Source organism: Staphylococcus sp. HMSC072B07 (genome assembly GCF_001815505.1).
GTDB classification, from domain to species: Bacteria; Bacillota; Bacilli; order Staphylococcales; family Staphylococcaceae; genus Staphylococcus; species Staphylococcus simulans.
The window spans coordinates 1-13,555 of record NZ_KV820917.1 but is presented as its reverse complement, the minus strand read 5'-3'; the positions used below and the strand labels follow the sequence as shown (position 1 = coordinate 13,555).

Here is a 13,555-nt window from a genome sequence, read left to right as displayed (position 1 = left end):
AATATCCAGATAGGGAGGACATTGGAACTTTATGAAACAGATAAAAAAATACTTGATTCTGATGGTGACTTGTCTTGTTGTATTATCTGGATGCAGTCTGCCTGGTTTAGGCGGTGGTCGTGCAGATGATGATTCAGTAGAAATTACATCACTTGCAACAAGTGAGTCTCAAATCATGTCACATATGGTGCGCTTAATGATTGAGCACGAAACAAAAGATAAAATCAAACCGACATTAATTAATAATATGGGTTCAAGTACCATCCAACATAACGCGTTGATGAACGGTGACGCGAATGTTTCAGGTACACGTTATACAGGTACGGACTTAGTCGGTGCTTTAGGTGAAGATCCAATTAAGGATCCTAAAAAAGCAATGAAAGTGACACAAGAAGGATTCGATAAAAAATTCAATCAAAAATTCTTTGATTCTTACGGTTTTGATAACACGTACGCTTTCATGGTGACAAAAGAAACAGCAGAAAAATATGACTTAGAAACAGTTTCTGACTTAAAGAAACATGAAAAAGAGTTACGCTTAGGTGTAGATAGTTCTTGGTTGAACCGTAAAGGTGACGGTTATCCAGGATTCAAAAAAGAGTACGGCATTAGTTTTAATACTGTACGTCCAATGCAAATCGGTTTAGTATATGATGCATTGAAAAGTAAAAAACTAGATGTTGCATTAGGTTATTCAACTGATGGACGTATCGCGGCATATGACTTGAAAGTATTAAAAGACGATAGAAAATTCTTCCCGCCATATGATGCGAGTCCAGTTGCTAAAAAAGATTTATTAAAGAAACATCCTGAAATTAATACAGCATTGAAAAAATTAGAAGGCAAAATTTCAACAGAAGAAATGCAGCATTTGAACTATGAAGCAGACGGACAAGGTAAAGAACCTGCAGTCGTAGCCGAAGAGTTCTTACAAAAACATAATTATTTCGAAGATAAGAAAGGCGGGCAAAAATAATGAAAGGTAATTTATTCCAACAGCTGATTGAATACTATTCATTGAACGCCGGTTATCTGTGGGGACTTTTCTTCCAACACTTACTTATGTCAGTTTATGGCGTCATCTTTGCTGCGATTGTCGGAATTCCAATTGGTATTCTGATTTCAAGATTCGGCAAATTATCTAAGACTGTCATTACTATTGCGAACATCATTCAAACAGTTCCTGTTATCGCAATGTTAGCCATTCTAATGTTAGTCATGGGATTAGGTCCAACAACAGTTGTAGTCACTGTATTCTTATATGCCTTATTACCGATTATTCAGAACACATACTCAGGTATTATCGGTGTCGATGCCAATATCAAAGATGCTGGTAAAGGTATGGGTATGACAGGTAATCAAGTATTGCGTATGATTGAATTACCACTAGCTTTATCAGTGATTATCGGTGGCTTACGTATCGCATTAGTTGTCGCAATTGGTGTTGTAGCGGTTGGTTCATTCATCGGTGCACCGACACTGGGTGATATTATCATCCGTGGTACAAACGCGACAGACGGCACAACATTCATTCTTGCAGGTGCGATTCCAATTGCTTTAATCGCAGTCATTATCGATATTGTTTTAAGATTCTTAGAAAAACGTCTCGACCCTGTGAAGAAAAGAAAACCGAAAGGTCCACTACCTCAAGGTGTAGATGGATAATTAAATTAGAAGGTATCGCATGCAAGATGATTTCATCTGATATGCGATACCTTTATCATTGGTATTGAAACTAATCATAAGGAGGAACTTATTATGGCATGGTTACAAGTTAATTATGATTCAATCACATTAGGTAAAGAACAACGCTTTAATGCATTTTTACCAGAAGAACCTTCACAATTTGAAACAGGTAAACCCGCAAAAGAATTACCTGTGCTTTTATTACTACATGGTTTATCAAGCGATGAAACATCTTATTTAAGATTTACAAGTTTAGAACGTTATGCGAAAGAACGTCAAATCGCAGTGATTATGCCAGCAGGCGATCACAGTGGTTATGCGAATATGGGTTATGGTCATAATTATTATGATTATGTATTAGAAGTATTTGATTATGCACTTCAAATCTTACCGTTATCTAAACGTCGTGAAGACCACTTTATCGCAGGTCATTCTATGGGTGGTTATGGCACAATCAAATATGCATTAACACAAACAGAGCGCTTTTCTAAAGCAGCACCGTTATCTGCAGTCTTTACACCTGATTGGTTGATGAATATAGATTGGCATGACTTCTCTAAACATGCGATATTAGGAGAGAAAACAGCGGCTAGAGGAACAGAACTTGACCCCTATTACTTGGTAGATCAAGCAATAGAAAAAGGAGTAGATATTCCTGAATTATTGATTATGTGCGGTACAGAAGATGATTTATACCAAGACAACCGTGATTTCATCAGCTATTTAGATGACAAAAAAATCGCATATCAATTCGAAGATGGTCCAGGTAAACATGACTATGCATACTGGGATAAAGCAATTGAATATGCATTAGATTGGTTCTTAAAAGATAGAAAATAATATAGAAATCAGCGAAATAGAAACACAGTGATAAAAAAATTCCCCTCAAACTCAAAAATAGGTTTGAGGGGATTTTTTATATCATTTTCTATTCTTGTTAAACAGCTGAAAGGTTAAGAAGGACGATAGGCATCAATCACAGTATTTAACATGTTATAGATATATTCATCTGTAAGCACTTCAGGTTTAATTAAGATATTAAAATAAATCGGTGAGAAGATTAAATCAATAAACATATCTTGATGTTCCTCTGGTATATAAGGTGCGCTGACCTGTTTTAACATCTGACGATATTGGTTGAAATAATCTTCCATAAAGTGATTGCGCAAGTCATTCTCTTCATTGGTTAATAAGATTTGAATGACTGCTTTACCTAATGGTGTTTTATAAAGACGTGTGATTTTAATCAAAGTGGCATATAAATCTTCAAAGAAATCACCTTGAAGTGTGACATCAGAATGTGCCTTGTTTAAAAACATATCAATAATCATACTGTCTTTATCTTTCCAACGACGATAAATAGTCGCCTTTGAAATCTGTGTATTTTCAGCTAATTCATCTATAGTAATAGAATTATAGGATTCACGTTCTAACATTTTGCCTAACTCATCAAAAATCCTTATATTTATCTTCGGATCTTTTGGTCTGCCTGCCATATTAATGACCTCGTTTCAAATGTGCTAGTTTCTCTACTATCTCAAAAATGATGATTGCGCTCAAGAACCATGCAATTAAACCAACGAAAATACTGAGAATCCAGTTGTTTGTCCAAACTAACATCAACCAAGTAGCTAAGATGTTGAATAAAACACCTGTCATACCGAATACTGCACCATTACTGACATGAGCTGCAACTTTGTCACCATATTGGATACCAGAAGCAATTAAAGCGATTAAAAATACAGCTGGAAATACTGCGAAGATGCCGCCGAATTCTTTCCATGGAATAATAACAGATACTATATAACTCAAGCAGACGGACATGCCGCCGGCTAAAAATTTAACCAATAGCATTTTCATTTTTTATTCAAACCTCCGATTAAATATGTTTCAGTGCTAGGATGATACAAGATAAAACAAACCAGCAGGCGATAGAGAATACTGCGCCTTTTCTATATCCGATATGTTTTACCGCGATTGCTGTTAAAGCGACACTGATAATACAGCCGATAATACCGATAACAGCACCAGCACTTAAGTGGATAGATTCATAAACTAATTTATTGCCGGAAAAGTCAACAGATAATGTGACTAAGGCAGCTAAATAAACAGCTGGGAAAGTAGAAAAGATACCACCCAATTTGCCGCCGAGTTTTGACGCGATAACAGTCGCCAAAGTAACAGCCAATCCACCGAATATAAAGCGGATGATCAAGCTTATTAATGAAATGCCGAACATAATGAAAATTCATCCCAATCTATATAGTTTTAAAACGAAACGTATCGTTTACTAATAGTGTAATACGCACATATTTTCTTGTAAACAGGATACAACTCTTCATAATTGAACATTTAATGAAAACTTTAAATTAAAACGCTTACATTTAATTCATGTTAATAAATCAAAAAAATAGAGACAGGTCATCCTGTCTCTAAACGAATGGAAAATTAAAGCTGTGGTAGGTAAGAGGTCTTACAATAAAATTGTTGCTAAGAAAGGAACGATTGCGACAACGATGACACCCACTAATACAACCGCGATGCTCGCCATTGAAGTTTCTGTTTCACCAAGTTCTTGTGCTGCAGAAACACCGAGTGTATGGCCACTTGTTCCTAACGCTAGTCCACGTGCAATCGGATTATCAATGTGGAAGAAGCGTAATAGTTTATTACCTAATGCATAAATAATGACTGCGTTTAAAATCACTGCTAAAGATGTTAATTCTTTTACGCCGCCGATACCATCTGATACAGGTAATGCGATGGCAGTTGTCGCAGCTTGCGGAATCATTGATGCCACAATACCGCTTCCGAATTGGAATAATTTAGCGAATGCATAGATACCGAAGATTGCGATGACTGTACCTAATGCAATACCGCTGAAAATTTTAACCCAATATTTTTTAAGTACGTCACGTTTTTTATACAACGGAATCGCAAAACAGATAGTTGCAGGTTCTAAGAAGAAGTTGATAATGTCTCCGCCGATTTTATAGTTTTCATAACTGATCCCAGTTACCTTTAAAAACGCAATCCCAAAGACCATACTGACAAATAATGGTGCTAATAAGAAGAAACCATTGGTCTTTTTAAAGAAGTATGTGGCAACTAAGAAAGGAATCACAGATAACAAGATACCAAAATACGGTGTGTTAATGCCTAAATGTTCAATCATACATGATCCTCCGCAACTCTATTGTGATGTTTGACTGAATGTTGTTCAGATTTACGTTTAATAGGTGAACCCTTCACTAATATTTGAGAAACAAATCCAGTACAAAGTAGTAATAAAACAGTTGAAATAATAATCAACAAGATAATTAATATCGGACTCTTGCTTAAAATACCAAGTGAGTTGATGACTGAAATACCAGCCGGTACGAATAGGAAGCCGATATTGTTTGTCAGCGCAGTTCCCACACCTTCAACTTCACCGAGTTTAATGATGCCTGTTGAAAGTGCGATGAACATCAATACTAAACCAATCACTGATGCCGGCATTGGAATAGGGATGAAACTTTCGATAATTTTTGAAATTAATAAAATGATACTGATGACAAGGACTTGATGTAAGAATGAATACGCTTTTGCTGTTTTGCTTGTTTTTTTAACGTTTGCTTGTGCTTTTTCCATCGTGGATTGCCTCCGTTCATTTCTTTATCTTGTCTCTAGTTTAAGACGAAAAAACGAGATTGTGTGCGTTTTCACGATGAGATGCGAGTATTCGTATGCGAGTTGCACTAATCAGAAGTTGAAATTCAGAGTAATATTTCTAGAATGTAAGCGAAGCAATCTGAGTTGCTGAAAAGTAGAATTGAAATACAAAAAAGCCCAGTTTCTTGTAAAGTGGAAACTAGGCTTTTGTCGTTTGAGTGATTAGAGTTATTCTAACCCAATAGTTTGTTTAAATGCTTTCATATAAGAACGACTGACTTGTACTTTGAGATCATTGGTCATAGTAACTTGATACGTATAATTGAACCAAGGTTCTACAGTTTGAATATGTGCTTTGTTGATAATGGTCGCGCGGTGAATACGAATAAATTGTTTCTCATCTAAACGCTTTGCGTAATTATTCATAGGTTCTGATGTTTCATAATCATGGGTTAATGTATGCAGCGTTGTTCTTTTATTATTTACTGTTAACGCGATAATATCTTTTTGATTCAACACATAGATACGTTCATCTACTTCAATCGGTAAGACTTCAGGTGCCTTGTCTGTGGATTTTTGTTTCTGTTGTTGATGGTTCGTCTCTTCTGATTTAACTTCAGTTTCTGTTTTTGTATGAGTTTGCAGTTGAGCAGCCACACGGGCAACTGCCGCGTCGATACGCGCTTGTTCAAACGGCTTCAGTATATAATCTGTCGCATTCAGTTCAAAGGCTTTTACCGCAAAGTTGTCATGTGCTGTCGCAAAAATAATATAAGGAGGCTGACGCATTTTCTTAATTTTTTCAGCTAAATCCAATCCGCTTTCATCCATCAGATGAATGTCTAAAAAGATGACATCATACGTATCGTATAATAATTTTTCTAAGGTTTCTGAGATTGTTTCAGCTTCTTCTATTTTGTCGAATTGACCATTTTGTGTCAGTAAGTAATTTAATTCATTACGTGCTAATGGCTCATCATCTACGATTAAAGTTTTCAAATCAATTGACCTCCTTCGTCACTCTGTGTGCGATATGGAATGGCACAACGGACTGTTGTTCCATCTTCATTAGAATTAATTTTCAACATAGACATTGGTCCATATAGACCCGATAATCTCAAATTCAAGTTTTCTAACGCACTGCCTGTACCGCCAGATTCAGAATGTACAATGGCTTTGCCAATATAAGGCATTTTGTTTTTAGGAATGCCCATACCATTATCTTTAACAGTGAGATATAAGTAATGTGCTTCGAGTTTTACTGTAACTTTGACATTGTTGTTAGAACGACGATTTCTAAACGCATGACGAATAGCGTTTTCGACCAAGACTTGAATGATAAACGGTGGTAAGAGTGCATGTTGTGCTGCTGGATCAATGTCAAAGTCGATGTTGAAGCGGTTAGGGAAGCGTGCTTGTTCTAATGAAAGATAAGCTTCAACTTGTTGTAATTCTTTATCAAGCGTAATGGTGTTATTGCGCGCACCTTGTAAGTTAGAACGGAAGAATTGGCTCAGTTGCAGTAATAAATTACGCGCTTTTTCACTATCAATTCTGACTAAAGCAGAAATTGTATTAATCGCATTAAAGAAGAAATGCGGATTAACTTGCGCTTGTAATGACTTGATTTCAGCGTCTTTTAATAACTTGCTTTGTGTTTCTGCTTGGCCAAGTTCCAGCTGACTTGAGAAAATATTGGCTAGACCTGTGGCTAATTGCTTTTCCACAAAGGTTAATCGATGTGCATCTGTAAAATACAGTTTTAACGTACCGACCACTTTGTCTTTAATATGAAGCGGAATCACAATGGCGGCTTCTAATGGACAATTGGGATGGTGACATCCGATTTCTTCACGTGAATGTGCTTCTTTGATTTTTCCGCTTTGAATCACCGTTTTAGATAAATCTGTAATAATCGCTTTTTGCGGTACATGATGATCACTGCCTGCACCGACATGCGCTAAAATATCATGACGATTGGTAATCGCAACCGCTTGGACTTGCATTAAATCCTTAATGATTTGTGCGGCTTTAAAAGCAGATGCTTCAGTCAAACCTTCTCTGAAGTAAGGCAAAGTTTCATTAGCCAGTTGTAAGACATCATGAGTTTGAACTCCACGCATTTGTTCTTCTTGTTTAATTGTAGAAATAATAATAGATAAGAAAATTGCGGTACCGATACTGTTCATTAAAGTCATTGGAATCGCAATGAAACTCACAAGCGACCAAGCATGACCAGAATGTTCAGCAAACAACAGAATACATGTCATTTGAATGACTTCTAATAACGCACCGACAATGACACCTAAGAAAATAGGAGGGTAGCGTCGTGCTTTTAAATAGTAACGGCCGACATAGCCTGACACAAGCGCAATTAAGATAGAAGATACGAAATATGTAAAAGCATTCGCACCACCGATATAAAATCGATAGATACCTGAGATAATCCCTACAACTAAAGCGACACCAGGTCCGCCGACGAGTCCTGAAACACCGATAGTCAACACACGTGTATTTGCGAGTGAAGTATCAGGAGCTAAATGAGTATAGAGTTGACCTGATAAAATTTGCGAGTCTCTAATCACGACGCCCGTTACGTTAGAGAGCAAAGCAAAGATGACAAACATAATCGCAAGCTGCCATTTCGCACGCCAAGTTTCTCGATGATGCATCAAATTCTTGAAATAATTGAAGTTCATCAAGAGGTAAGCGAGCAAAATAATCAAGCCGACACGTTCGAGTAAAAGCATAAATAAGTTGAGCATTGAAATCACCTGTAATGTTCGAATTTTGTGACAACATAATCATAATTAATTATATTCTATACTATTGATGTAAAGTAACACTTATATTTAAGCGGAATCGCATGTATTTATAGAATTTAAGTTGAAATTGTTGTAAGATATTTCATATATTGAAAATGATAGGTTTAGTTTATATTGCTATTGTAGCATAAGCTAAATCGCTATTTTTTTCGATTTTTTTGCAGGGGTATAGGAGGAATTAAATATGACAGCAACAAGACCGTTCAAAGGTGACAACAGATTGTTGTTAGGTATCATTCTTGGGGTCATCACATTCTGGCTGTTTGCACAGTCTGTATTGAATGTGGTACCGACACTTCAAGAATCCTTTAGTTCAAATGCAGGAACGATCAATATTGCGGTCAGCTTGACAGCGTTATTCTCTGGTTTGTTCGTTGTGGGGGCCGGAAGTATCGCAGATAAAATCGGGCGTGTCAAGATGACGTATATTGGATTAATCCTCAGTGTCGTGGGCTCACTGTTGATTATTGTTTCCAATTTATCAGCGTTATTGATTATCGGTCGAATCATTCAAGGTTTTTCTGCAGCTTGTATTATGCCTGCTACTTTAGCCATTGTTAATGAATATTACCAAGGCAAAGATAGACAAAGAGCATTAAGTTATTGGTCAATCGGTTCATGGGGTGGTTCAGGTATTACGTCATACTTTGGCGGATTAATGGCCACATTCGTAGGTTGGCGTTGGATTTTTATCGTATCTATTATTGTCGCTATTTTAGCAATGATTCTGATACGTCACACACCTGAAACAAAAGCTTCAAGAGATAGTGATGTGCGTAGTCACAAATTTGACGTTGTAGGTTTAGTAGTTTTAGCGATTATGATGTTAAGTTTAAATGTGATTATTACACAAACATCTCACTTCGGATTCTTATCACCATTGATTTTAAGTTTAACTGTTGTGTTTATTGTCTCAGTTATTTTCTTCTTAATTTACGAGAAGAAATTACAGAACCCATTAATTGACTTTGGCTTATTTAAACACAAAGGTTACTCTGGGGCAGTGATTTCAAACTTCGCGTTGAACGCTGTAGCCGGAACTTTAATTGTCGCAAATACGTATTTCCAACAAGGACTCGGATTTACATCTAACCAATCAGGTATGATGAGTATCACATATCTTATCACAGTACTTGTGATGATTCGTGTCGGAGAAAAAATCATGCAGAAACTTGGAGCCAAACGTCCTATGTTATACGGATCGTTATTGAACGCAGCAGGGATGTTACTGATTGCTTTAACATTCTTGCCGACAGGTATTTATGTCGTATCTAGTGTCATCGGCTATCTGCTATTCGGTTTAGGGCTAGGTATGTATGCGACACCATCAACAGACACAGCTGTAACAAGTGCACCAGACAATAAAGTCGGCACTGCATCAGGTATTTATAAAATGGCATCATCATTGGGTAACGCATTTGGTATTGCGATTTCAGGTACGATTTATGCCGTTGTATCTGAGAGTGTCAACTTGCAAGTAGGCGCAATGGCAGGTATCGGTTTTAATATCTTATTAGGCCTTATTGCGTTTGTTACAGTATTATTCTTAGTTCCAAAATCACAAGGCGAAACTTATTAATAAAAAATGTTCCACGCAAAAAAATAATAATGAGAAACGTATGACAGCAGAATAGAAATGAAAAGAAGGAGCAGTACTTGTTGTTTAGTTTATGAGGGAAACTAAACAATGAGAACTGCTCTTTTTTATGTTCAAGAGTATTGAATTTTATAATTTAGGTCGATTTGATTTAAGTAAGATACAACTGTTGAAATAAAGCACACTGAGTATCAATGTGAGTAGACTACTGATACCTATTAGTAATACAACAGGTGGGAAGACACTAAAGGCAATAGACCAGCTGGCATCTTTTAATAACCATGAAGGCATGACCCAAGCACTATAAAGCAAGCCGATGATGATAAGTACGGTTAGACTTATTGATAATTTATTTAGCCAACTTGATTTGTTTAAGTGTCTATGTTGTTTAAGAAGATAGCTGTTTCTTATGCAAGCTGCACATAACACAGTGAACATTAAAATAACCCACCATAAAGTAATAGTTAATAACACAAGATTATCCGCTGCTGTTTGATGCAGTGCTGTGAAGTTTTGATAATGTTCAATTTGGTAGAGTAATGTTTGTGCTAAATCAGGTAAACCAGGCGCGTTCAAATTTGCTAAAAGGATGACCGCATTTTGATACTTGGTATCTAAAATAATCATTGATGAATAATTAGGTAATGTACCAGGATGTAAGACTTGATTTGAGTACTGATCAATAAACCAGCCAGCGCCATAGCCATTCATATGTGATTTGTCAGGCACATCTGTCAACAGTGTGTGTGATTGTTTAATGAGTGCTTGATTTGAAGCGGATGGTTGTAAGTTCATTTTCACAAAAGGAATCAAATCAGTTGTACTGCTGATTAAGTAAGCGGCAGGTGTATCACCACGGAAATAATCAGGGTCATTTGCTTTAACATCTCTTCCTTCTAATACATAACCTTGTGCTTTTTCGGCTTGCTGCTTATCTGTTTTAAAGAAAGCATGATCCATGTGAAGCGGTTTAAGAAAATGCTTATGCATATAATCTTCATATGAAGTGTCTGTCACTTCTTGTATAACTAAGCCTAAGATATTGTAATTCATATTAGCATAGTTAAAAACATCGCCAGGTTTACTTCTTAAAACCTCATGATTCAGACTTTCTACACGTCCCTTTAAGTTATCTTTCTTTGTTGGCACTTCACCTTCTTGATCTGGTGACATTTGATCATCAATACCGCTGGTTTGAGCGAGTAACATCTTTAAAGTGATATCTTGTTCATGTCCTTGATAGGTTAAATGAAGCCAAGGTAAATAATTTGAGACAGGTGCCTCTAATTTAACTTTGCCTTGCTTAGCAAGTTCTAAAATAGCTAAGCCTGTGAAAGCTTTTGTATTAGATGCGATTTCATAACGTGTCTGCGAATCAGCTAATGTATGTTGTTTGAGATCGGCATACCCATAGCCTTTATTTAAAGCGACTTCGTTACGTTTAATGAGCGCAACACTTAATCCAGGTATGTGATCTTCCTGCATAGTTTTTTCAATACGATGATCGACCAATTGATTTAATGTCTGGTGTTTAAAATGATTTACTGAATACTTTGTATAAGAAAATACCAAGCTATAACTTATACTTAAAAATAAAACAGAGGTAATAACTAAAATTAATATGTAAGAGTAAATGGATTTTGTTTTCACAATACGTGTGCTCCTGTAAGTTTAGTTTTTATTATTATAGCACGGGGGTTGATTCATGTGAGAGATGAGAAATATTTGTGAACAGTTTATAAAAATGTAGGTGAAATGTGAAAGTTCTATGTAATTTAAATAAATTGACTGTACTTTTCTAAAGAATAGGAGTATGTTTTTGCCATTCAAAACATGAAGAGTCTAGAGGTCCTTAGATATGAATATAAAACAAATAAAACACATATTGATCGGAACACCTAAACGTAACAGGGAGTTATCGAGTGAAAAAATAAGTAAAGTCAAAGCTTTAGCTATCTTATCTTCAGATGCGTTATCATCTGTTGCCTATGGTCCAGAACAGATTTTATTAACATTGACTGCACTTAGTGTTTTGGCGACATGGTATACCTTACCGATAACCGCAGGTATTTTAGTCTTATTAGTTGCTTTAGTTTTGTCTTATAGACAAGTGATATATGCATACCCTCATGGGAGGCGGCGCATATACTGTCACGAAATATAATTTAGGAGAAAAGTTATCATTGTTGGCTGGCGGTGCACTGTTAGTAGATTATACATTAACGGTCGCAGTTAGTATTTCTTCAGGAGCAGATGCTTTTATCGCTGCGTTTCCTGCTTTATATCACCATAAAGTATTGATAGCTTGTCTGCTTGTCATCATTATTTTGATTTTGAATTTAAGAGGGGTGACAGACTCTGCGACAGTATTGTCATTTCCAGTTTACTTATTCATTTTCGGAATGTTGATATTGATTGGGTATGGTGCATTTAAAGTAGTGACTGGTCAAACGACACCAGAAGTTCACGCGTCTATTGGTACAGCGGTACCTGGAGTAACGTTATTTTTATTACTACGTGCTTTTTCTTCAGGGGCATCGTCATTAACTGGTATTGAAGCAATATCGAATGCGGTGATGGATTTTAAAGATCCGGCACCTAAAAACGCCGTCAAAACGTTGATTGCGATGGGAACTATCCTCGCGTTGATGTTAGTAGGTATTGTTGGTTTATCGTATTGGTATGGCATTGTACCGAAACTTCAAACTACAGTACTTTCACAACTTGCGGCACATGTATTCGGACAAAATGTTGCCTTTTACTTTATTCAAGCATCTACAGTATGTATTTTGATTTTAGCTGCGAATACAGGGTTCACCGCCTTTCCATTGCTTGCGGCGAATATGGCACAAGATAAATACATGCCACATATGTTTACAGTCAGAGGTGATCGTTTAGGTTACTCAAACTCTATGATTATCCTAGGCGGTGTTGCGATTGTATTGATTATGTTATTTAAAGGACGTACCGACAGTTTAATTCCTTTATATGCGACAGGTGTCTTCATTCCATTTACACTTGCGCAATACGGTATGGTCGTAAAGTGGGTTAAAGAACGTCCGAAAGGTTGGTTCTTTAAATTAATCGCTAACGCAATCGGCGGTACTATCACACTCGTAGTCTTTATGATTTTTCTGATTACAAAGTTCTCACAAGTATGGCCGATATTAATTTTCTTGCCTTTAGTTGTAATGGGATTATTACGTATTCGTACGCATTATCACAATATTGCTGAAGAGTTGCGAACAGACAATTTCTTTAAAGCGATGCGTCATGTTGATAAAAATTTAGCCTTGATACCAGTCAGTTCGGTATCTTCTATCGTAGATAAATCTATTGCTTACGCTAAAATGACATCTGATCACATTATTGCGGTTCATGTATCGTTTGATGAACATCAAGATCAAAAGATGCTAGAGAAATGGCAAGCACGTTATCCCAATATTCGTTTGGTCATGTTACATTCGCAATATCGCAGTGTAGTTAAACCCTTAGCACGCTTTATTGATAAAATTCGAAGCAAAGCTGAAAATGATCGCTTTGTGATTACAGTTATTGTCCCTCAGTTTATTACGAATAAAACATGGCAGAACTTACTGCATAACCAAACAGGTATTTTATTAAGATGGACATTGTTTTATCAAAAAAATTGTATCTTAGCCATGATTCCTTTGAAATTGAAAAAATAATTTATCAAGCGCATGGTATATAAAGAGGGAAGCGACTATAAAACGAAAGCCAAGAACACTGACGTTCTTGGCTCAGACTGTCGACAAAGTCCTACGGACTTGTC

Annotated in this window: 12 protein-coding genes and 1 pseudogene; 5 read left to right on the top strand and 8 right to left on the bottom strand. The window is 36.4% G+C overall.

What is annotated here, in order from left to right; all coding sequences use genetic code 11:
* The first annotated feature begins 31 nt into the window (after positions 1–31).
* The 3 genes from HMPREF3031_RS08600 (at position 32) to HMPREF3031_RS08590 (ending at position 2,526) form a co-directional block, all read left to right on the top strand.
* Complete coding sequence (locus HMPREF3031_RS08600; RefSeq protein ID WP_002479771.1) at positions 32–976, top strand: osmoprotectant ABC transporter substrate-binding protein; 945 nt, start codon at positions 32–34, stop codon at positions 974–976.
* The gene (locus tag HMPREF3031_RS08595; protein WP_002479770.1) at positions 976–1,665 is read left to right on the top strand and encodes an ABC transporter permease; all 690 of its coding nucleotides are present in this window, start codon (positions 976–978) and stop codon (positions 1,663–1,665) included. Before HMPREF3031_RS08600 ends, HMPREF3031_RS08595 begins: the two co-directional genes overlap by 1 nt.
* A 93-nt stretch (positions 1,666–1,758) precedes the next feature.
* A complete protein-coding gene (locus tag HMPREF3031_RS08590; RefSeq protein ID WP_002479769.1) occupies positions 1,759–2,526 on the top strand; it encodes an alpha/beta hydrolase in 768 nt (255 codons plus the stop codon).
* Between the two features lie 113 nt (positions 2,527–2,639).
* Here HMPREF3031_RS08590 and HMPREF3031_RS08585 read toward each other — a convergent pair whose 3' ends face one another.
* The 7 genes from HMPREF3031_RS08585 to HMPREF3031_RS08555 form a co-directional block, all read right to left on the bottom strand.
* Positions 2,640–3,182, bottom strand: coding sequence for a TetR/AcrR family transcriptional regulator (locus tag HMPREF3031_RS08585; protein ID WP_002479768.1), 543 nt, complete (start codon positions 3,180–3,182; stop codon positions 2,640–2,642).
* Position 3,183: 1 nt separating this feature from the next.
* The gene (locus tag HMPREF3031_RS08580; RefSeq protein ID WP_002479767.1) at positions 3,184–3,546 is read right to left on the bottom strand and encodes a DUF3147 family protein; all 363 of its coding nucleotides are present in this window, start codon (positions 3,544–3,546) and stop codon (positions 3,184–3,186) included.
* A gap of 19 nt (positions 3,547–3,565) precedes the next feature.
* A complete protein-coding gene (locus tag HMPREF3031_RS08575) occupies positions 3,566–3,925 on the bottom strand; it encodes a DUF3147 family protein (protein WP_002479766.1) in 360 nt (119 codons plus the stop codon).
* A gap of 234 nt (positions 3,926–4,159) precedes the next feature.
* Positions 4,160–4,861 (bottom strand): antiholin-like protein LrgB, encoded by a 702-nt coding sequence (lrgB, locus tag HMPREF3031_RS08570; protein WP_002479765.1) that lies wholly within the window; start codon positions 4,859–4,861, stop codon positions 4,160–4,162.
* Positions 4,858–5,319, bottom strand: coding sequence for an antiholin-like murein hydrolase modulator LrgA (gene lrgA, locus HMPREF3031_RS08565; RefSeq protein WP_002479764.1), 462 nt, complete (start codon positions 5,317–5,319; stop codon positions 4,858–4,860). The genes lrgB and lrgA overlap by 4 nt, the downstream gene beginning before the upstream one ends.
* Positions 5,320–5,568: 249 nt before the next feature.
* Positions 5,569–6,339, bottom strand: coding sequence for a response regulator transcription factor LytR (locus HMPREF3031_RS08560; RefSeq protein ID WP_002479763.1), 771 nt, complete (start codon positions 6,337–6,339; stop codon positions 5,569–5,571).
* Positions 6,336–8,105 (bottom strand): sensor histidine kinase, encoded by a 1,770-nt coding sequence (locus HMPREF3031_RS08555; RefSeq protein ID WP_002479762.1) that lies wholly within the window; start codon positions 8,103–8,105, stop codon positions 6,336–6,338. The genes HMPREF3031_RS08560 and HMPREF3031_RS08555 overlap by 4 nt, the downstream gene beginning before the upstream one ends.
* Positions 8,106–8,349: 244 nt before the next feature.
* Between HMPREF3031_RS08555 and HMPREF3031_RS08550 the strand changes: the two genes are divergently transcribed.
* Entirely contained in the window at positions 8,350–9,744 is a 1,395-nt protein-coding gene (locus HMPREF3031_RS08550; RefSeq protein ID WP_002479761.1) for an MFS transporter, read from the top strand.
* 147 nt (positions 9,745–9,891) lie between these two features.
* On the opposite strand, the gene HMPREF3031_RS08545 is transcribed toward HMPREF3031_RS08550, so the two are convergent.
* The gene (locus HMPREF3031_RS08545) at positions 9,892–11,412 is read right to left on the bottom strand and encodes a serine hydrolase domain-containing protein (protein WP_002479760.1); all 1,521 of its coding nucleotides are present in this window, start codon (positions 11,410–11,412) and stop codon (positions 9,892–9,894) included.
* A 208-nt stretch (positions 11,413–11,620) separates the two neighbouring features.
* Between HMPREF3031_RS08545 and HMPREF3031_RS08540 the strand changes: the two are divergent.
* A pseudogene (locus tag HMPREF3031_RS08540) lies at positions 11,621–13,451 on the top strand (APC family permease).
* Positions 13,452–13,555 lie beyond the last annotated feature (104 nt).